This window comes from Marinomonas sp. S3726 (genome assembly GCF_000967665.1).
Taxonomy (GTDB): domain Bacteria; phylum Pseudomonadota; class Gammaproteobacteria; order Pseudomonadales; family Marinomonadaceae; genus Marinomonas.
Map to the genome: position 1 here is coordinate 143,671 of NZ_JXYC01000024.1, position 21,694 is coordinate 165,364.

Here is a 21,694-nt window from a genome sequence, read left to right on the forward strand (position 1 = left end):
CCTCGCTAATTGGCTTGTGAAAATAAGTCGATTTTTTCTTCGAGTTGTTGGCAAAGTTGTTTAATGCGAGCTTCTTCTAGAATTGGCTCACCATTTTTCTCTGTGATGTAAAAAGTGTCTTCTACTCGTTCGCCTAGGGTGGCGATTTTGGCTTTATGAAGCATGATGTTCTTAGTCATGAAAAATTGACCTATCATGGCTAATAAGCCAGGGCGGTCTGGAGCGATGACATCCATGGCAGACCAAATGTCTTCGGGGTTGTTCTCTAAGCTTACTCTGGCAGCATTATTGAATATTTTAAGAATTCTTGGTGTGTATCTTTGAATTAAACTTTCGTACAAAGAGGGGGATTCGAGTTGTTCAATTAAGGTGTCTTGAATTAGCTTAATTTTATTAATATCAAGATTCCAATTAGTGTTGCTATCATTATCATCCATGACAACTAGACTATCTAAGCTGTAGTTGTGGGTGGTGATATTGATTTTTGCATCAAGAATGGTGAGGCCTAGTTGCTCTAATGTCGCTGCCGTAACGGCAAATAGATGATCGCTACAGGGGGTGTAGACAAAAATACGGTTTGCTCCAGAGAAATTTCGGCCACCGAGTGACTTGATTGCAACTAGAGGTTTATCGCTTTTGTGATTTAAAATCGCTTCTGTATTCCAAGCAATTTCATCACCACTGGAGCGAATAAAGTATTCATCATCTATGGTTTCCCAAATTTTTTCTGCTTCGCAAATATCAACACGGCGCTCAATCAATACTTCTAACGCCCTTTGTTTGTGCTCATCAATCAGCATTTCTGCATCAATTGGAGAGTCTAGTCCGCGTCTTAAGGCACGCTTTGTTTCTAAATAGAGTTGACGCATTAATGATGCGCGCCAGCTATTCCACATAGCTGGGTTGGTTGCATTAATGTCTGCCACAGTCAGAATGAAAAGGTGGTCTAGGTGTTCTTGATCCTTAACTATGCGAGCGAATTCCCAGATTACTTCGGGATCTGATATATCCTTACGTTGAGCAGTAACAGACATTAGTAGGTGATTTCTAACAAGCCAGACAATGAGCTCCGTATCGTGCTTGGATAAGCTGTGTCTCTCACAAAAGGCTCTAGCATCTTGGCAGCCTAATTCAGAGTGGTCTCCGCCTCGGCCTTTAGCTATGTCGTGATATAAGCCTGCTATGTAAATTAACTCTACCTTAGGTAGGTGGCGAATTGTTTGAGATGAAATTGGAAATTTTTGTTTGTACTCAGGTAACCAAAGTCTGCGCAGGTTTTCCACGAGTTGTAGGGTGTGAGCATCGACGGTATAAACGTGGAATAAATCATGCTGCATTTGACCTATGATTGCTTCAAATTCAGGGAGGTAACGCCCCAACACGCCAATGTGTTTCATTGAGCGAAGTAGGCTAGTCATGCCATATGGGCTAGAAATAATGTCCATAAAGAGCTCAGTATTATGTTTGTCGTATCTGAACTCATCATCAATTAGGTCTAGGCTGTTTTGTAGTGCTCGCATTGTATTTGCGCGTAAGCCTTTGATGTCTTCTCTGCTGCCTAAAACAACATAGACTTCAAGAATAGCGGAGGGGGTTTTGCGAAAAACATCCTGATCACGAATATCTAGTTGTCCATTATGGACTTGGAATCTTTCATTAATGATTTCAGTGATATTGCTTTGGTCTGGATATAAGAAAGACTCTTCGAAGTGCTGTAGTAGTAAATCATTTAATTGCTGGATGGCGGCAACACTTTGATAATAGCCTTGCATAAAGTGTTCGACGTTACGTTTTAGGTCGTCGCCAATAAAGCCGAAGGTGCCTGCTAGACTACGTTGATGGTCAAATAGTAATCTGTCTTCTTTACGGTTGGTCTCTATATGTAGGGCCCAACGAATACGCCATAAATGGGAGACAGCTTCTTTTAGTCTGTGGTACTCATCCTCAGATAAAAAGGATTTATTAATGAGGGCGCTTAGTCTATGTGTGTGTAGGTGGCGTTTGGCAACCCAGTCAATAACTTGCATATCCCTTAACCCACCAGGACACTCTTTTAGGTTGGGTTCTAAGTTATAGGCAGTGTTTTGGTATTTCTCGTGTCTCTGTTCTTGTTCTTTGATTTTTGCTTGGTAAAAAGAGTGGCCATCCCACATGTGTTCAACATCAATACCAAGCTGTACGTTAGCTAGTAGATCTGGTTCGCCAGCTAGGTGTCGTGATTCAATTAGGTTGGTGATGATGGTGATATCGTCTTGAGCCAGCTTTATGCATTCATCATGGGTGCGAACACTGTGGCCCACGTCTAAATTAATGTCCCACAAAAAAGTGATGAAGGCCTCTAGTTTAAGTTTTAGTGGTTCATCAACTTGATCAATAAGAATGAGTAGGTCGACATCAGACTTTGGATGTAACTCACCACGGCCATAGCCGCCAACGGCAACTAGGCAAATATCTTTCTCTTTATCTAACCCCTTTGACTGCCAAGCAGTGGCAAGTACTTGGTCAATTAAGTTTGCGCGACCTTTTACTAGCCATTCAATAGGGAGTTGTTGGAGGAAAAGTTGATTTAGCGCTTCGCTCTTGGTCTCAATAATCTCTTTGTATCTTGAGACGGGACAGCTTGCTTGACTTAGTTCTTGTTGCTCTTTTTCTGTGAGAGTGGGTAAGTCTATATGTGCAGGGCTGTCCATCTTGGTCCTCTTTGGATTTTGTTTGGTATGGGTTATGACATGGAGTTAACTAAAGTCTTCTTCAGCGCGTTTTGTTAAAATTTCAACGCCGTCTGCCGTTACTAGAAGAGAATGTTCGTACTGGGCTGATAAGCGACCGTCTTTTGTTTTGGCAATCCAATTATCTTGGCCAGAGTGTTTAACCTGCTTTTTACCTGCATTGATCATAGGCTCTATGGTAAAAGTCATGCCTTCTTCAATAACGGCGCCTGTCCCCGCTGTGCCGTAATGAGCAACTTGTGGCTCGCCGTGGAACGTTGTACCAAGACCGTGGCCACAATACTCTTCAACAACTGAGTAGTTGTGTTTGTGTGCATGTGCCGCAATCGCTGCGCCAAGGTCGCCAATTCGAACTCCAGGTTTCACCATTTTTATTGCCAAGTAAAGGCACTCTTGAGTGACTTTGCATAAACGTACTAGGTGTTGAGCAGGTTCGCCAGCAAAGAACATGCGGCTAGTGTCGCCATAATAACCATCTTTAATTACTGTGATATCTATGTTGACCGCATCACCTTTTTTTAAGGCTTTAGCATTTGGGATGCCGTGACAAATAACATCATTTACTGATGTGCAAATAGAGTTCGGGAAGCCGTGATAGTTAAGTGGGGCTGGGATGGCGCCTTGCTCTGAAACTATGTAATTGTGGGCAATAATGTCTAGTTGGTCAGTAGTGACGCCTGGCACAACATAAGGGAGTAACATTTCTAATACTTCAGCGGCTAAACGGCCAGCAGTACGCATTCCTTCAATGTCTGCAATGTCAGTAAATCGAGTTGCTGCAGTTTTAGGGGTCCATTTTGGCACATCAACTCGGCCATTCTTTGTGAGTTCTTTAATTTGGTTTAAAATTTCGTTGCTCATGATAGAAAATGATGTCTGATTTAAGATGCCTGCTATTCTACATGAGACGGCATGGATATTCCCTCTTTTTACTGACTAAAAACAGAAGAAAAAACGGCCATAGCTAATATCTTCTTTTGATTGTGTTGTAATTGTGGTATAAACACGCCGCTTGAATCTTAATTACTTTTGGTTCAAGTTTAATTAAATAAACCTTAACGACCTTACCACAATTAACTGCCGCTTCTGGGGTGCCAATGGTTGCTTTAAACCTTGTCTGGCTGGAGTAGTAGGTTGGTAAGTGATAAACAACCCAAACAAGGATATTATTATGCCTACAGTTTCTATGCGCGACCTTTTACAAGTCGGCTCTCACTTCGGTCACCAAACTCGTTACTGGAACCCAAAAATGAAACCTTTCATTTTTGGTGCTCGTAACAAGATTCATATCATCAACCTTGAGCACACTGTACCTGCTCTTAACGAAGCGCTTGAGCTAGTTAAGAAAATGGCAGAGAACAAAAACAAAGTTTTGTTCGTTGGTACTAAGCGTGCAGCGTCTAAGACAATGAAAGAACAAGCTCAACGTTCTTCTATGCCTTACGTTAATCACCGTTGGTTAGGTGGTATGTTGACCAACTACAAAACTATCCGTGCTTCTATCAAGCGTCTACGTGACCTTGAAACTCAAATGGGCGACGGTACTTTTGAAAAAATCACTAAGAAAGAAGCTTTGATGCGCACACGTGAGCTAGAAAAACTTGAGCTTTCTATCGGTGGTATCAAGGATATGGGTGGTCTTCCTGATATCCTTTTTGTTGTTGATGTTGATCACGAACGCATCGCAATTAAAGAAGCTAACAAGCTAGGTATCCCAGTAATCGGTGTTGTTGATACTAACAGTAACCCAGATGGCATTGATTATGTAATCCCAGCTAACGATGACGCTATCCGCGCTGTTCAGTTGTATGTAACTGCATTCGCTGATGCTGTTCTTGAAGGTCGCGGTGCGGCTGCAGGATCTGCAGATGAGTTTGTTGAAGTTAGCGAAGCAACTGAAGCTAACTAATTAGGGCTTTCCTAATTTTGAAAGGGGGGCCTAAATGCCCCCTTTTTTAAATTTTAAATTCGTATTAAGAGGATTTACAAATGGCAGCAGTAACTGCGGCAATGGTAAAAGAATTACGTGAGCGTACCGCTCTTGGCATGATGGAGTGCAAAAAAGCACTGACAGCTGCTGGTGGCGATATTGAGTTAGCAATTGAAGAATTGCGTAAAACAAGTGGCATGAAGGCAGCTAAAAAAGCTGGTCGTACTGCTGCTGAAGGTCGTTTGGTTATGCGCGTTGCGCCTGATAACTCTTACGGCATCTTGGTTGAAGTTAATGCTGAAACTGATTTCGCGACTCGTGATGATAGTTTTGGTGCTTTCGCTGAGAAAGTAGCTGATGTTGTTTTTGAAACAAAAGAAACAAACATGGAAGCGCTTTTAGCTGGTGAAATTGGCGAGTTGCGTGAAGCGCTTGTTCAGAAAATCGGTGAAAACATCGCGCCTCGTCGTGCTGTTGTCGTTGAAGGTGGCTTGGTAAGCGGTTATCTACACGGTAACGGTCAAATTGCTGTATTGACTCAGCTAGAAAATGGTTCTGATGAACTAGCTAAAGATGTTGCTATGCACGTTGCAGCTGTTGCTCCACGCGTTGTACGCGGTGAAGATATGCCTGCTGATGTTCTAGCAAAAGAAGAAGAGATCATCCGTGCTCAGCCAGATATGGCAGGCAAACCAGCTGAAATCGTTGATAAAATGATTGTTGGTCGTATGAAGAAATTCTTGGCTGAAAACAGCCTAGTTGAACAGCCTTTCGTTAAAAACCCAGATGTTAAAGTGGGTCAATTGGCTAAAGATGCTGGCGCAACTATCACTTCTTTCGTTCGCCTTGAAGTAGGTGAAGGTATTGAAGTTGAAGAAGTTGACTTTGCTGCAGAAGTTGCGGCTCAGCTTAAAGGTTAATCCTAGCTGATCGACTTCATAAAAAGGGCAGCTAGACTGCCCTTTTTTATAAATATACATCTTACAAAGGTGAATATTTTATATCAGGCTGATATTTTTGCCTGAATATTAACAATGCCATTACCGGAGATTGAGTATGCCGATTGAAAAAAACGCCAATTATAAAAGAATTTTGTTAAAGCTAAGTGGTGAAGCTTTAATGGGGGACGAAAAGTTTGGTATCGACCCTAAAGTATTGAATAGAATTGCGCTTGAGATTGGCCAATTGCGTGGTATAGGTGTTGAAGTTGGTATTGTTATTGGTGGTGGTAACTTATTTCGTGGACAAGCGTTAAGTGAAGCTGGGATGGATCGTGTGACTGGTGACCATATGGGTATGCTAGCAACGGTTATGAATGCCTTGGCAATGCGTGATGCACTCGAAAGAGCAAATATTACAACACGTGTTATGTCTGCAATTACTATGACAGGGATAGTTGAGCCTTATGATCGTCGACGTGCTATGCGTTTGATGAAAGAAGGTGATGTGCTGATTTTCTCTGCAGGCACAGGTAACCCATTCTTCACGACAGACTCTGCTGCATGTTTACGTGGTATTGAAATTGATGCTGATGTCGTTCTAAAAGCGACTAAAGTAGATGGTGTTTATTCTGCTGATCCAATGAAAGATCCAGATGCTGTTAAATATGATACATTAAACTATGACGAAGTATTGGAAAAACAATTAGGAGTCATGGACTTAACTGCAATATGCTTGACTCGCGATCACCATATGCCAATACGTGTATTTAATATGAATAAGCCAGGCGCACTCATTAATGTCATAGTGGGTAGCAATGAAGGCACAGTAATTAAGTGAGAAAGTTATGATTGATGAAATTTTGTTAGACTCTGAAGAGCGTATGGGAAAATCTATCACTGCGGTAGAGACAGCATTTAAAAAGATCCGTACTGGTCGTGCTCACCCAAGTATTTTAGATTCAGTTCGTGTGGATTATTATGGCTCAGATACACCTCTTAGCCAAGTTGCAAATATTACTGTAGAAGATGCTCGTACTTTGGGTATTTCTCCATGGGAGAAAAACTTAGTGCCTGAAATCGAAAAAGCAATCATGAAGTCAGATTTAGGCTTAAATCCTTCTACTACTGGTGGTCTGATTCGTATTCCTATGCCTGCTTTGACTGAAGAGACTCGTAAAAACTACTTTAAGCAAGCAAAAGCAGAAGCTGAGAGTGCGCGTGTGTCTATCCGAAATATCCGTCGTGATGCGAATGCTAACTTTAAGTCTTTGGTAAAAGAGAAAGAAATCTCTGAAGATGAAGAGCGTCGTGCACAAGACTTGGTGCAAAAACTGACTGATAAATATGTTGCTGAAGTGGAAGATCGCTTGGCTAAAAAAGAAAAAGACCTAATGGCAATCTAAAAAACTTAATGGAGCCCTTAGGGCTCCATTAAGTGTTTTTTCTTTAAAATAAGGTTTTGCGTATGTCTGGATCGTCAAACGACGAACTTAGCCATTCTATGGAAGTGGCAGAAAATATTCCTGCCCATATTGCCATAATTATGGATGGTAACAATCGCTGGGCTAAACGAAAGTTTTTACCAAGTCTTGCTGGCCATAAGGCTGGTGCTACGGCTGTGCGCCGTATTGTAGAAGCTTCTGCAAAGACTGGTGTAAAGGTGCTAACGTTATTTGCCTTTTCTAGCGAAAATTGGAAACGGCCTAAAGCAGAAGTTGATGCTCTTATGATGTTGTTTATGCGCTCTTTGAAAAAAGAGTTAAAGCGCATGCATGAGCACAATATTCGACTTAGGGTGATGGGTGATGTGTCAGGTTTTAGTGCTAGTTTACGAGCGCAAATTGCCTACACAGAGCAACAAACTCAAACTAATGAAGGGATGCAATTAGTTATTGCTGCAAATTACGGTGGGCGTGGTGATATCACTCAAGCAGCGCGTCAACTTTGTAAAAAAGTGATTGAGGGCGATTTGTCTATAGAGCAAATAGATGAAAATGCAATTTCAGATCAACTTTACCTTTCAGATCTTCCTGACCCAGACCTTATTATACGAACCTCGGGTGAGGAGCGTATTAGTAACTTCTTGTTATGGCAGGCAGCCTATTCGGAGTTTGTTTTTTTACCTGTTCTTTGGCCTGATTTTAATGCTGACGATTTTCAGTATGCGATTGATCTTTATCAGCAGCGCCAAAGACGTTATGGCGGTCGATAATTATGCTTTTACCTAGAGTGCTTAGTGCCATTGTTATGGCAATTGTGTTTGTCTATGTTGTTATTACCTTTGATAAAATCGGTTTTATGCTTTTCACTGGTGCTGTGCTAGTTGTAGCTGCTTGGGAATGGGCAAGGCTTTCAGGTATTACTCGGCAACAAACGCGTATTGCTTTTGCTGGTATGGTTGCAACCTTATCTTATGGTGTTGCTATTTTTGATCTGCAACGGGCTATGTTGTGGATTACGCCTGTACTTTGGTGCTTCGCACTCTACTGGGTTATTGCTTACCCTGAAATGAAGGCTTGGAAGGGACGCTTCTTAAGGTTGTCATTTGGTTTAAGTATTTTGCTAACAACTTGGTGTGCGTTGGCAGTAATAAAGCAGGGCGATCAGTTTATTACTTACTTGATTTTGCTTATGGCACTTATTTGGGGAGCAGATACTGGTGCTTATTTCACTGGGCGATTACTTGGTAAGCGAAAATTAGCGCGACATGTAAGTCCTGGGAAATCTTGGGAAGGTGTAATTGGTGGCCTTGTTGTAACTCAAGTAGGGCTTTTTGTCTTTGCCTCTTACCAAGAGCTTGCTTTGGCTCAAACTCTTATTTTGTCTGCCGTAGGTTTAGTAACAGTAGCTGTCTCTGTGTTGGGTGATTTAACGGAGAGCCTGTTTAAAAGGCACGAAGGTTTGAAAGACTCAAGTAGTCTTATACCTGGTCATGGTGGTGTAATGGACCGAATAGATAGCGTTACTTCTGCAGCACCTATTTTTGTATTGCTCATGATGAACGTGGGATGGCTCTAATGCAAAATATTTGTCTCTTGGGTGCGACTGGTTCGATTGGCTCAAGTACGCTCGATTTAATTTCTCAGCATCCTGATAAGTTTAAACTAATTTCGGCTGCAGCAAATGAAAGTGTTGAGCGTATGGTTGAAATTTGTCATGAATTTCAACCTGAACGAGTTGTTATGGGTTCTGAAAGGGCGCGAGATGCTGTTGCTCATGCCTGCCCCAATTTACCTATTCAGTTTGATTGTAGTGCTGAAGCTATGACTGAAATTGCATCTGAATCTAATGTGGATCAGGTTGTTGCTGCTATTGTTGGTTTTGCTGGCTTAACTTCTACTTTATCTGCTATTCGTGCAGGTAAGCGAGTTTTGTTGGCGAATAAAGAATCTCTTGTCACTGCTGGCAAGCTTTTTATGGATGAAGTTTCTAAGCATAATGTCACTTTAATGCCGATTGATAGCGAGCATAATGCAATCTATCAGTGTCTTCCTCAAAATGAGTCTGGTGCGATAAAAAGATCAGTTGATAAGATTTTATTAACAGCGTCAGGCGGCCCATTTAGAAACTTCAGTAATGAAGAAATGCTATCTGTGACGCCTGAGCAGGCATGTAAGCATCCAAATTGGTCTATGGGGCGTAAAATCTCTGTTGATTCCGCTAGTATGATGAATAAGGGGTTGGAGCTCATTGAGGCTTGCTGGTTATTTGATGTGGAGCCTGATGATATTGAGGTGGTAATTCATCCTCAAAGTATTATTCACTCAATGGTTTCTTATGATGATGGATCTGTCATTGCTCAAATGGGTAACCCTGATATGAAGGTGCCTATTGCTTATGGCATGACCTGGCCTGAGCGAATTACAACCCGAGTTGAGCCGTTAAATTTGTTTGAAATTGCCCAGCTAGACTTTTCAAAGCCTGATTTAGATAAATTTCCTAATCTGAGACTTGCTGCTGATGCTTGGTATATAGGTGGCACTGCGATGGCTAGTTTGAATGCCGCAAACGAAATAGCAGTAGATGCTTTTTTGAACAAGCGTATTGGTTTTTTGGATATTGCCAAAATAAATACCGAAGTGCTTGAACAAACTGCTGTTTTCCCTGTCACAGATTTGGAAGCTGTATTTGATGCTGATAAAGTGGCGCGTCAAAAAGCAAATGATGTTATTAATTCTAAGGCGTTTTTGTGATTCAGAGTGTACTGTCCATTATTGTTGCTTTAGGTGTGCTTATAACCTTCCATGAGTTCGGTCACTATATAGTAGCGCGTGCTTGTGGTGTGAAGGTGCTTAGGTTTTCAGTTGGTTTTGGTAAGCCAATTTTTAAATGGGTAAATCGCCTCGGCACTGAATTCACTTTGGCGCTTATTCCTCTTGGTGGATACGTCAGAATGTTGGATGAGCGAGAAGGTGATGTACCTGATACGCAAAAACATGAGGCATTTAACAATAAAACGGTTTGGCAACGTATTGCTATTGTTGCAGCAGGGCCCTTAGCTAACTTTTTGTTGGCAATTATTCTTTATGCAGTAGTTGCGCTTCAGGGGATTCAAACGGTTACGCCAATAGTTGGTGGGATAAAAGCAGATTCAATTATTGCTCAATCAAGTTTGCAGGCTGGTGATGAAATTACTTGGATAAACGGTGATAACGTCGCATCTTGGCAACAGGTGAATCTTGCACTTGCAAATTTAATTGGGCAAACAGGTAGTTATTCCTTTAGATATATTCCCAAGGGAAGTTCGACTGAAGTTGAGTCTGATTTCCAGTTGCAAGCTTGGTTGTCAGATTCAGAGCCAGCAGGGCTTATCAATGAGTTAGGATTAACTCCTAAGCGACCTCAAATGCCTGCAATCGTCGATAAAGTCTTATCTGATGGCGCAGCTGAATTAGCCGGGCTTAAAGAGAATGATAGGGTCGTTAAGGTTGATGATAATTTAATTGAGGACTGGCAAGAATTTGTCAATATAGTGCAAAAGAGCCCGTTGCAGGCTTTGTCAGTCACTTTGCAGCGAGATAATCAAGAAATAAACCTTATGCTAACGCCAAACTCAAGGGATGTAGAGGGAGTGGCGACAGGTTATGTCGGTTTGATGGTAAAGCCTGTTGTGTTGGACGCATCTTGGTATAAAGAAACTCAGTATGGTTTTTTTGAGTCAATTGCTTATGGGGTCGATCGCTCTGGTCAAATGATCAATTTAACCTTGTCATCTATTTTTAAGATGATTAAGGGATTGATCTCAATTGATAACTTATCTGGCCCAATTACTATTGCTAAGGTTGCAAGTGCATCTGCTGAGTCTGGCTTGCAATCATTTTTACAGTTTATGGCTTACTTGAGTATTAGTCTTGGAGTACTTAACTTGCTACCTATTCCTGTATTGGACGGTGGTCATTTGCTGTTTTATTTTGTTGAGGCCGTGCGTAGAAAGCCAGTCTCAGAAAAAGTTCAATATCTAGCTTATCGTATCGGAGCTTCTATGTTATTCGCTTTGATGTTGGTCGCTATTTTTAATGATATCGCCCGTTTGTAGAGAGGTTGTGAGTGAAGTTTGTTTTTACCTTATGTCTAATGTGTTTGAGTTTACCGGCGATTTCTAAAAGTGTTTCTCAAGTCCAAATAAATGGTTTGTTGCAAGTGCCTGATGCAAGGGCATTTGAAATGATAGGTTATGAAGAGGGTGTAGAGTATCAGTATGAATCTGTTCATGATGCTATTCAAACCTTGTTTACATCCGGCTTTTTTAGCGATATTCAGGTCTACGAAGATCAGGGTGTACTGACTTTTGAAGTATTAGAAAGGCCATCTATTGGTTTGCTTGTCATTGAAGGGAATGACTTGATACCAACAGAAGATTTAGAAAAGGGTTTAACGCGTTCTTCATTAGAGGTGGGAGAGTTTTATAAACCAGATACCTTGAATCAAATTCAGCAAGAGTTACAGCGCCAATATTATGCGCTTGGGCGCTATAATGCTGATGTGGAAGTGATTACTGAAGAGATGCCAAGAAATAGAGTGGGTGTCACCATCAATATTGACGAAGGTGAAACCGCTAAAATTGTGCATTTAAATGTAATTGGTAATCAATTTTTTACTGAAGAAGAGATTACTAAAGATTTTCTGTCAATGGAAACTGGCTTTTTTAATCCATTTGGTTCAGGTGATGAATATGCTAAGCCTAAAATCCAGGCAGACTTAGATAGTTTGAAAAGTTATTATTTGGATCGTGGCTTCCTAGATTTTGAAATTGTCTCTAGTCAAGTAAGTTTATCCCAAGACAAACAAGATGTTTATATTGTTATTAATATCGAGGAAGGGCCTCAATATTTTATTGATGAAGTTGCATTGAATGGTGAGCTAGTTTTAGAAGAGTCTGAAATATTTGAAAAAATAACCCAAGAAGAAGGTGATGTTTTTTCTAGAGCTAGAGCGACAAAGGACCTGGAAGCCGTGTCAGCATTATTAGGTGATCATGGATATTTGTTTACTAAAGTAAATATTATTCCTGAAAAGTTGGAAGGTGATAAAGTTAAGTTAACTTATCATGTGACACCTGGGCCTAAGGTTTATGTTAGGCGTATTAACTTTTCGGGTAATTCAGAAACCAGAGATGAAGTATTGCGTCGCCAAATGGTGCAATTCGAAGGAAGTTTAGCTAACCACTCAAGTATTCAGCAATCGAAAAGACGTATTGAACGATTAGGTTATTTTGGTGAGGTTTCTTTAAGAACTATTCCCGTTAAGGGAAGTAGTGACCAAGTTGATATTGATATCTCTGTAGAGGAGCAACCATCTGGTAGTATTCAAGCGAGTATTGGTTACTCTGAAGGTGACGGTATGCAGCTTGGTTTTGGTATTTCCAAACGTAACTTTCTAGGTACGGGGAATAAGGCTTCTTTTAATATAAGTTCTTCTGATACTAAAAAAGCCTATACTTTATCTTATGATAATCCATTCTTTACTGTAGATGGTATTAGTCGTGGATTTGATGTGTTTTATAAAACCACAGATTATGACGAAGATGATGAGGTTGAAGATTATAGTCTTGATAGTTTAGGGGCAACAGTAAGGTTTGGTTACCCTATTTCTGATACGCAAAGGTTAACTTTTGGTGTGACTGCAAAAGAAACTAAGGTGAAGCTAGGGACAGATCCATCAAATGAAACCAGTGATTATGTAAATCAACATGGCAATAACTTTGATGATATTATCGGTAGTATTACTTGGAGTGATAGTGACCTAGTGGGCGGTATGTTGCCAACACAAGGTTATTCTACGCGCTTGAGTTTAAGTTTAGCGACCCCTATTAGTGATCAAGAATATGGAAAATTAGATTTAAACTCTCAGCGTTATTGGAATCTTAATGGCTCAAATTTATGGCTAATTAGATTAAAAGGTAAGTTGGGTTATGGGTTTGGCTATGGTGATTCTGAGCAACTCCCTTTTTATGAAAACTATTATGCAGGTGGGGTTTATTCTGTAAGAGGTTTTGATAGCTCATCTCTCGGGCCTTTGAACTCTTATCCAAGTACTTCATCTGAAACACCTGATGCTTTAGGTGGGAATATTTCTATTACAGGTACTGCTGAATTTATTTTTCCAATGCCTATGGTTGAAGATCATAAATCTGTACGTACTGCCTTTTTTATAGATGCAGGTAACGTTTTTACTGATAACTGTTATAGTGGTAATACAGGTTGTAATGAAGGTGTAGATCTTGCCGAAATTCGCTTTAGTGCTGGTTTTAGTTGGACTTGGGTAACACCTATTGCACCATTATCATTTAACTTAGCAAGAGCGTTAAATGCTAAAACTGGTGATGATACGGATGCTTTTCAATTTCAGCTAGGTACTACATTTTAATAAGGACTCATAATGAAATACTCGATTGTTTTTGCCATTTTCTCTTTGTTTTCTCTGTCTGCTTTTGCGACCAATGTAGTAACACTTGATTTCCGTGTCGCTGTTTTGCAAAGTAAAATAGGTCAGGAAGCAGCAAAAGAGCCAAGAGAAAAAGTGGCTAAAATGGAGCAGCAATTAAACGCAGCAAAAACTGAGTTGGATGAAAAAACAGCTAATTTAAAGCGAGATGAATTAACTCTAGATCCAGAAACATTTAAACAAAGACGTGAAGTATTAGCTAAAAGAGACGCTGAGTTAAGAGGTGCTGCGACTAATATGCAGCGCCAAGCGCAAAAGCTTGAAAAAGAATTGCTGGCAAAACTAACACCGAATGCGGAAGCCATTTTAAAGCTTATTATTCAAGAAAAGAAAATTGACTTAGTAATTAATCGCCAATTGAGTTTATATGCAGGGCCCAACATAGATATCACTAATGAATTAACAAAACGTCTTGATGAGAGTAATTAATGGCTTTTAGTTTAGCGCAAATAGCAAACCATGTTGATGGTGATGTTATCGGCGATTCGTCTTATATGATTGAGAAGTTAGGAACGCTTGAGCATGCGGATGCTCAGGCGTTAAGTTTTTTAGCAAACCCTAAATATCAGGGGCAACTTGCTAATACTCAAGCCGGTGCTGTATTAATTCGTGATAAGGCGTTATCCCAAGGCCTAAAAAATGCTGTTGTTGTCAGTAACCCTTATCTTGCTTTTGCTAAGCTAACTCACCTTTTTGATAATAGACCCAAGCCTTTAGCCAACATTCATCCTTCGGCAAGTATAGATGCAAGTGCAAGCTTAGGTAAAAATGTCAAAATTGCTGCAAACGTGGTAATTGAAGAAGGTGCAGTTCTTGCTGATAATGTTGAGATTGGACCAAACTCTGTCATTGGAGCACGAGTTGAGATTGGTGAAAATACGCGAATAGCAGCCAATGTTACTCTTTATTATGATGTTGAAATAGGTCAGGACTGTTTATTGCATAGTGGATGTGTAATTGGTGCTGATGGATTTGGTTTTGCACCTAGCTCAGAAGGCTGGGTTAAAATTATGCAGCTTGCTGCCGTTACTATAGGTAATAAGGTAGAAGTGGGTGCAAATACCACAATTGATCGTGGTGCTCTAGAGAATACTAAAGTTGGTAATGGTGTTATCATTGATAACCAAGTTCAAATTGCTCATAACGTAATTATTGGCGATAATAGCGCAATTGCGGGTTGCTCTGCGATTGCTGGTAGTACTCATATAGGTCAACGTTGTACTATTTCTGGTGGTGTCGGCATTATTGGGCATTTAACAATTGTTGATGATGTTCATGTGACTGCCATGAGTTTGGTGAGCAAGTCTATCCATAAAGCGGGCTCTTACTCTTCAGGTACTGGGTTAGAGGCAACGGATAAATGGCGTAAATCAGCCGCTAGGTTGCGAAGAATTGATGATATGGCTAAGCAGATAGCCAAGTTAGAACATAAACTTAAGTAAGAAGAAAATATAAGGTCGATAGTAGATGATGGATGTAAATGAGATTCGCCGATATCTCCCACACAGATACCCTTTTTTGTTAGTGGATCGTGTTGTTGATATTAAGTTGGGTGAATCAATTGTGGCATATAAAAATGTCACAGTGAACGAGCCGTTTTTTAATGGTCATTTCCCTGATCATCCGGTTATGCCAGGTGTTCTAATTATAGAAGCAATGGCACAAGCAGCAGGTGTTTTAGGCTTTAAAACAATGGATAAGACACCAGAAGATGGTTCTATCTATTATTTCGTAGGTGCCGATAATACTCGCTTTAAGCGTCCTGTTGTACCTGGTGATAGAGTGCAGCTAGAAGCTGAAATTATTACTGAACGTCGTGGTATTTGGAAATTTGCTTGTAAAGCAACAGTAGATGGCGAACTTGCTTGTTCCGCAACTATTTTATGTGCAGATAGGAAACTCTAGTGACGATTCATGCATCAGCCATTGTTGACCCTAATGCCGAAATCGACTCAAGTGTCGAAATTGGGCCTTTTTCTGTGATTGGTGCAAATGTCAAAATTGGAGCAGGGACTGTTGTTAAATCCCATGCCGTTATTAATGGCCACACGACGATTGGTGAAGGTAATGAAATTTATCAATTTGCCTCAGTCGGTGAAGCAAACCAAGATAAAAAATATCAAGGTGAACCCACTAAGCTTGTGATTGGTGATAATAATATTATTCGTGAAAACGCCACAATACATAGGGGCACGATTCAGGATAATGGTATTACTCAAATAGGTAATGGTAATTTGTTTATGGCCAGCACACATGTTGGTCATGACTGTATTGTTGGTGACAATAATATACTGGCAAATTATGTCGCTTTAGCTGGGCATGTTGTTATTGGTGACTCTATTATTTTGGGGGGCTATACAGGCATACACCAATTTTGTCAGGTAGCATCTTTTAGTATGTGTGGAATGGGATCTATGGTAACCAAAGACATTCCAAACTATGTCATGGTCTCAGGTAATCCAGCTAAAGCTCACGGGATGAACTTTGAAGGTATGCGCCGCAGAGGCATGTCTAAAGAAGTTATTAAAGCGCTAAGGTCTGCCTATAAGTGCATCTATCTAAAAGGCAGTAAATTAGAAGATGCAGTGAAAGAGCTTGAGCAGGGCCTTGCATTAGAATATGACGAAGTTGCCATGTTTTTAGCTTCGATAAAACGTTCTAAGCGCGGTATTATTCGATAGCGTCCGTTATTGATATGCTTGAAGCTAGTAAAAACCCCAGACACTTCTGGGGTTTTTTGTTAATTAGCTCTATGAGGAAAATAAGTGTCAAATCATTACGTTTTGGTTGCGGGTGAAGCATCAGGGGATATTTTAGGTGCGAGCTTAATTTCTCATTTAAAACAACTCGATCCAGATGCAAGTTTTAGTGGTATTGGTGGTCCTTTAATGCAAGCACAAGGCTTCACTTCTTTAGTTCCTATGGATAGATTATCTGTGATGGGGCTAGTTGAGGTGTTGGGTAGGCTGAGAGAACTTCTTTCTATTCGTAAAATGCTATTTAACCTGTGTGTTGAAAACCCTCCGACCGCCTTTATTGGTATAGACTCCCCTGATTTTAACTTACCTCTTGAAAAAAAGTTAAAGCAAAAGGGTATTACTAGTATTCACTATGTTAGTCCCTCTGTCTGGGCATGGCGTCAAAAACGCATTTTTAAAATAAAAGAATCCGTTGATCTTATGCTAGCTCTATTTCCTTTTGAGACAGATATCTATCATGAGCATAAGATTCCGATTAAATGTGTTGGGCACTCGCTTGCTGATGAAATTCCTTTGCTTGTTGATCAAGCCAAAGCACGCGCCGAGTTAAAGCTTGAGTTAGAAGGGAATGCCATCTTTGCTGTTTTGCCAGGTTCAAGAGGGGGGGAAGTTAGTCGCTTAATGCCTGTGTTTGCTAAAACTATGGCCATTATTAAAAAACAAATTCCTCATGCTCAATTTCTGATTCCAGCAGTGAATGAACAAAGACGTGCTCAAATTGAAGAAACAATTGCAGCCTTGATCCTAAGTGATGATCTAAAGGCTGACTTATTACCTTCGATAGTGGTAACTGACGGCCATTCTAGAGAGTGTATGGTTGCAGCTAATGCAGTTCTACTTGCCTCAGGTACTGCTGCTCTGGAAGCTATGTTAGTTAAACGTCCAATGGTAGTAGCATACCGATTTACTAAATTGACTTATGCCATCATGTCAAGAATGATTAAAGTTCCTTATGTATCGCTGCCTAATCTATTGGCTAAAAAGGCATTAGTACCTGAGTTGATACAAGATAAAGCAAGCCCTGAGAATTTAGCAAAAAGCTTAATTGAAAGTTGGCAAAACTTCTCGCCAGATACCGAAATAGCACAAACATTCGAGCGTCTACATAGAGAGCTTAAATTAAACGCGGGTCAGCAAGCTGCAGAAGCAGTCGTCGCGTTAGTAAATCAAAAGCAAATATAGAGGCCTGGCAAGTTGATAGATAAAAAAAAGAAAGTTAAGCCCGTATTAGAGCCTTTCGTTAGTGAGCAATATACCGGAGTTTTATTCGCGGGCTCTGATGAAGCTGGCCGAGGGCCTCTTGCTGGGGATGTTGTCGCAGCAGCTGTGATACTTGATCCTAATAATCCTATAGAAGGTTTGGCTGATTCTAAGAAATTGTCAGAAAAAAAGCGTGTTGCTTTGTTTGATGAAATTAAAGAAAAGGCACTCGCATTTTGTATTGCCAGAGCTAGCGTGGCTGAAATTGACGAAATAAATATTCTTCACGCTAGTATGCTGGCGATGCAGCGAGCTATTTCAGGTTTACCCATTGCTCCAGAGCATGCCTTGATAGATGGTAATCGTATCCCCAAAGATTTACCTTGCACGGCAGAAGCTGTCATAAAAGGGGATGATAGAGTTGAGGCAATTTCAGCTGCATCTATTTTAGCTAAGGTAGAGCGTGATAATGAAATAAATGCTTTGGCGGAACGATATCCAGGTTATGGCCTAGAGAAACATAAGGGATATCCAACAGCACAACACCTAGAAGCATTAGAAACATTAGGTGTGACCCCTATTCATAGACAGAGTTTTGGCCCTGTTAAACGTATTATTGAAAAGTTAGCTTAAAGGTTTACACGTGTCGACATCCTTCGTACATCTTAAATTACATACAGAATTCTCTTTAGTTGATGGTCTAGTAAAGATTAAAGGTTTATTAGGTGCGACTGCTGATTTAGGTATGCCTGCTGTTGCAATGACAGATGAAAATAACCTTTGTGGCTTTGTGCGTTTTTATAAGGGCACAATGGGGAGTGGTATTAAGCCCATTTGTGGTGCTGATGTTGTTATAGAAGCGGATGGTGAGTTAGAAGAAAACCATAGGTTGACCATGCTTGCTATGACAAACAAGGGTTACAAGAATATCATCGAAGTAATATCGAAAGGATATCAGCTTGGTCAGTTTGAAGGGCGTCCGATAGTTCAGCGAGCCTGGGTTGAAGAGCATGCTGAAGATGTCATTCTTATCTCAGGTGCTCAATATGGCGATATTGGACAGTATCTAACACTACAAAAAACTACTTATGCTAAGCATCAACTTGAACGTTGGATGCAAATTTTTCCTAATCGCTTTTATGTAGAGCTTCAAAGAACTAGTCGAGTGGGCGAAGAAGAGTATATTCATGCTGTTATTCCCTTAGCTCAAGAGTTAGGTTGTCCTGTCGTTGCAACAAATGATGTGCGTTTTCTTAAGCGTGAAGACTTTGATTCCCACGAAGCGCGTGTTTGCATACATGATGGTGTCACCATAGATGACCCAAGACGGAAAAAGCGATACTCAGAAGAGCAATACCTTAAATCAGCCGATGAAATGGAAGCCTTATTTGAAGATATTCCTGAAGCGTTAGAAAATACGGTTGAGATAGCAAAACGTTGTAATGTAGATGTTCTGTTGGGCGAGTATTTTTTGCCAGATTTCCCTGTGCCTGAAGGCATGACAATGGATGTTTTCTTTAGTGAGCTTTCCTTTAAAGGTCTAGAAGAGCGTTTTGACTTTCTAGTCAATAAGTATGGCGATCGTATCGCTAATAAAAAGCAAGAATATTGGGATAGACTAGAGTTCGAGCTCAATATTATTAATCAAATGGGGTTCCCAGGATATTTCTTAATCGTAATGGACTTTATCCAATGGGCTAAAGATAACGATATCCCTGTTGGCCCTGGACGAGGTTCTGGTGCGGGTTCACTTGTTGCTTATGCACTCAAAATCACTGACTTGGACCCACTGGAATACGACTTACTATTCGAACGATTCCTTAACCCTGAACGTGTATCCATGCCCGATTTTGATATCGACTTTTGTATGGATAACCGAGATAAGGTGATCGACTATGTAGCAAGAACATATGGTCGTGATGCGGTATCCCAGATTATTACGTTTGGTGCTATGGCGGCTAAAGCTGTGGTTCGAGATGTCGCACGGGTACAAGGTAAGCCCTATAGCCTGGGTGACAAACTTTCAAAACTGATCCCTTTTGAAATTGGCATGACTTTGAATAAAGCCCTTGAAGAAGAGCCAATGCTAAAGGAGTTTATTGATGGTGATGAGGAAGCGGGCGAAGTGATGGAAATGGCACTTTCGTTAGAAGGTGTTGTTAGAAACTTTGGTAAGCACGCAGGGGGCGTGGTAATAGCGCCAACAAAATTAACTGATTTTTCACCACTTTATTGTGAAGAAGATGGTTCAGGTTTAGTTACTCAGTATGATAAAAATGATGTAGAAGAAGCTGGCCTTGTAAAGTTTGACTTCCTAGGTCTAAAAACACTGACGGTTGTTGATTGGGCGATGAAGAATATCAATGATATTCAAGCCCGAGAAGGCAAGCCTGCGCTTGATATCTCTCTTATTGATTTAGAAGATAAACCAACTTATGACATGCTTCAAAGAGCTGAGACGACGGCCGTTTTCCAGTTAGAGTCGCGAGGCATGAAGGAGCTAATTAAAAAGCTATTGCCTTCGCGTTTTGAGGATATTGTCGCTCTGGTAGCGCTTTATCGTCCTGGTCCTTTAGGGTCGGGCATGGTAGATGACTTCATCAACCGTAAGCATGGGCGTTCAGAGCTTGCTTTCCCTCATCCTGATTATCAGCATGATGACCTAATCCCAGTGCTAGAACCAACTTACGGTATTATTTTGTACCAAGAGCAGGTTATGCAAATTGCTCAGGTGTTGGCGCGATTCAGCTTGGGTGGTGCCGATTTATTACGTCGCGCTATGGGTAAGAAAAAGCCTGAAGTAATGGCAGAGCAGCGCTTACTCTTTATGGAAGGTGCAGGTAAGTACGATATCAGTGATGATTTGTCAGGTAACATCTTCGACTTGATGGAGAAATTCGCAGGTTATGGCTTTAACAAATCTCACTCTGCTGCATATGCCTTAGTTTCTTATCAGACAGCATGGCTGAAACATCATTATCCAGCACCCTTTATGGCGGCGGTATTATCTGCCGATATGCAAAACACTGATAAGATAGTTATCTTCATTGAAGAATGTCGTGCTATGAAGCTTCAACTTGAGCTGCCAAATGTTAATGAGTCTGTATATAAGTTTACCGTAAATAGTGCTGGAGCTATTGTCTATGGCCTAGGTGCGATTAAAGGTGTGGGTGAAGGCCCCATTGAAGCAATTACTCAGGCTCGTGAAGATGGACCTTTTGAGCATATTTTTGACTTCTGTAAGCGGATCGGTAAAAAAGTAAATAAACGAGTGATGGAAGCCCTAATTCGCTCAGGTGCGCTTGATCAAATTGGCCCAAATCGCGCGACCTTATTTGCCTCAATTGATGAAGCCCTAAAGCGTGCTGATAGAATTGCCAAAGATGAAGATGCCGGCATGATGGACCTTTTCGGTGTTGCTGTTGAAGAATCTACGGGAGGGGCTTATGACGAAATAGGGATTCAACATGAATGGCCGTCTCGTCAGCGACTAGACGGTGAAAAAGATACGCTTGGCTTGTATGTAACGGGTCATCCAATTGATGATTATGAAAAAGAAATTCGACGCTTTGCCCGCTCACGTATTGTTGATTTACAGCCAAAACGAGGTGATTCGCAAATTATGGCGGGTCTTATCGTTGAAATGCGTATCACCAAGAGTAAGAAAGGCGGCAATATCGCATTTGTGACTTTGGATGATAGGTCTGCACGTATTGAAGTGACAGTCTTTCCTGATAGTTATGAAGAATTTAAAGATGTCATTCAAAAGGATCAAGTTGTCGTTGTTGAGGGGGAAATCAGTAACGATGAGTTCCGAGGTGGTCAAAAGGTCATTGCTCGTAAAGTAATGGATATTGCTCAAGCACGAATAAGATATGTTCAAGCTTTAAGAATTGATTGGCAGTCTGATACAGTGTCGAGTATGGATATACAAACTTTATCTCAGTTCTTGCAGCCTTATCGAGGAGATGGTTGTGATGTGGTAGTAAGTTTTGCAACAGATCATGCAGAAGGAGACATTTGTTTGGGTCAAAGTTGGAAAATTATGCCTGATGACCAATTAATGTACGATCTTAAAAAACAATACGGTCAACAAAACGTTCAGCTCGTGTATAATTAGCGACATTTTAGAATTATAAGACAGAAAACTTGTTGATATTATTGGTGCAATTTAATGGTATTAGACAAGTA

General features: G+C 40.7%; 18 protein-coding genes. 16 read left to right on the forward strand and 2 right to left on the reverse strand.

Annotation, left to right across the window (positions count from 1 at the left end):
* Positions 1 to 5 precede the first annotated feature (5 nt).
* Entirely contained in the window at positions 6 to 2,690 is a 2,685-nt protein-coding gene (glnD, locus tag TW85_RS18430) for a [protein-PII] uridylyltransferase (protein ID WP_046018592.1), read from the reverse strand.
* Between the two features lie 45 nt (positions 2,691 to 2,735).
* Entirely contained in the window at positions 2,736 to 3,590 is an 855-nt protein-coding gene (gene map / locus TW85_RS18435; RefSeq protein ID WP_197477846.1) for a type I methionyl aminopeptidase, read from the reverse strand.
* 310 nt (positions 3,591 to 3,900) lie between these two features.
* Here map and rpsB point away from each other — a divergent pair, with 310 nt between their 5' ends.
* From rpsB to dnaE, 16 genes are all read left to right on the forward strand, one after another.
* Positions 3,901 to 4,638: a 30S ribosomal protein S2 gene (gene rpsB / locus TW85_RS18440; protein ID WP_046018593.1), complete on the forward strand. Its 738-nt coding sequence runs from the start codon at positions 3,901 to 3,903 to the stop codon at positions 4,636 to 4,638.
* 80 nt (positions 4,639 to 4,718) lie between these two features.
* Positions 4,719 to 5,579: a translation elongation factor Ts gene (tsf, locus tag TW85_RS18445; RefSeq protein WP_046018594.1), complete on the forward strand. Its 861-nt coding sequence runs from the start codon at positions 4,719 to 4,721 to the stop codon at positions 5,577 to 5,579.
* A 136-nt stretch (positions 5,580 to 5,715) separates the two neighbouring features.
* Entirely contained in the window at positions 5,716 to 6,438 is a 723-nt protein-coding gene (gene pyrH / locus TW85_RS18450; protein WP_046018595.1) for a UMP kinase, read from the forward strand.
* A gap of 7 nt (positions 6,439 to 6,445) precedes the next feature.
* Positions 6,446 to 7,003 carry a ribosome recycling factor gene (gene frr, locus TW85_RS18455; RefSeq protein ID WP_046018596.1) on the forward strand — a complete coding sequence of 186 codons (558 nt, stop codon included), beginning with the start codon at positions 6,446 to 6,448 and terminating at the stop codon, positions 7,001 to 7,003.
* Positions 7,004 to 7,065: 62 nt separating this feature from the next.
* Positions 7,066 to 7,812, forward strand: coding sequence for an isoprenyl transferase (locus TW85_RS18460; protein ID WP_046018597.1), 747 nt, complete (start codon positions 7,066 to 7,068; stop codon positions 7,810 to 7,812).
* Between the two features lie 2 nt (positions 7,813 to 7,814).
* On the forward strand, positions 7,815 to 8,618 hold the full coding sequence (locus TW85_RS18465; protein ID WP_046018598.1) for a phosphatidate cytidylyltransferase: 804 nt from the start codon (positions 7,815 to 7,817) through the stop codon (positions 8,616 to 8,618).
* Entirely contained in the window at positions 8,618 to 9,793 is a 1,176-nt protein-coding gene (gene ispC, locus TW85_RS18470; RefSeq protein ID WP_046018599.1) for a 1-deoxy-D-xylulose-5-phosphate reductoisomerase, read from the forward strand. The genes TW85_RS18465 and ispC overlap by 1 nt, the downstream gene beginning before the upstream one ends.
* Positions 9,790 to 11,136 (forward strand): RIP metalloprotease RseP, encoded by a 1,347-nt coding sequence (rseP, locus tag TW85_RS18475; RefSeq protein WP_046018600.1) that lies wholly within the window; start codon positions 9,790 to 9,792, stop codon positions 11,134 to 11,136. The genes ispC and rseP overlap by 4 nt, the downstream gene beginning before the upstream one ends.
* 11 nt (positions 11,137 to 11,147) lie before the next feature.
* Positions 11,148 to 13,466, forward strand: a complete 2,319-nt coding sequence (gene bamA, locus TW85_RS18480; RefSeq protein ID WP_238326256.1) for an outer membrane protein assembly factor BamA — start codon at positions 11,148 to 11,150, stop codon at positions 13,464 to 13,466.
* A 12-nt stretch (positions 13,467 to 13,478) separates the two neighbouring features.
* The gene (locus tag TW85_RS18485) at positions 13,479 to 13,973 is read left to right on the forward strand and encodes an OmpH family outer membrane protein (RefSeq protein ID WP_046018602.1); all 495 of its coding nucleotides are present in this window, start codon (positions 13,479 to 13,481) and stop codon (positions 13,971 to 13,973) included.
* Complete coding sequence (gene lpxD / locus TW85_RS18490; protein WP_046018603.1) at positions 13,973 to 14,986, forward strand: UDP-3-O-(3-hydroxymyristoyl)glucosamine N-acyltransferase; 1,014 nt, start codon at positions 13,973 to 13,975, stop codon at positions 14,984 to 14,986. Before TW85_RS18485 ends, lpxD begins: the two co-directional genes overlap by 1 nt.
* A gap of 25 nt (positions 14,987 to 15,011) precedes the next feature.
* Positions 15,012 to 15,449, forward strand: coding sequence for a 3-hydroxyacyl-ACP dehydratase FabZ (gene fabZ / locus TW85_RS18495; protein ID WP_082828017.1), 438 nt, complete (start codon positions 15,012 to 15,014; stop codon positions 15,447 to 15,449).
* Positions 15,449 to 16,225 carry an acyl-ACP--UDP-N-acetylglucosamine O-acyltransferase gene (gene lpxA / locus TW85_RS18500; RefSeq protein WP_046018604.1) on the forward strand — a complete coding sequence of 259 codons (777 nt, stop codon included), beginning with the start codon at positions 15,449 to 15,451 and terminating at the stop codon, positions 16,223 to 16,225. The genes fabZ and lpxA overlap by 1 nt, the downstream gene beginning before the upstream one ends.
* Positions 16,226 to 16,309: 84 nt before the next feature.
* Positions 16,310 to 17,485: a lipid-A-disaccharide synthase gene (gene lpxB, locus TW85_RS18505; protein WP_046018605.1), complete on the forward strand. Its 1,176-nt coding sequence runs from the start codon at positions 16,310 to 16,312 to the stop codon at positions 17,483 to 17,485.
* Positions 17,486 to 17,497: 12 nt separating this feature from the next.
* On the forward strand, positions 17,498 to 18,136 hold the full coding sequence (gene rnhB, locus TW85_RS18510) for a ribonuclease HII (protein WP_046018606.1): 639 nt from the start codon (positions 17,498 to 17,500) through the stop codon (positions 18,134 to 18,136).
* A gap of 10 nt (positions 18,137 to 18,146) precedes the next feature.
* On the forward strand, positions 18,147 to 21,623 hold the full coding sequence (dnaE, locus tag TW85_RS18515; protein WP_046018607.1) for a DNA polymerase III subunit alpha: 3,477 nt from the start codon (positions 18,147 to 18,149) through the stop codon (positions 21,621 to 21,623).
* Positions 21,624 to 21,694: the final 71 nt, after the last annotated feature.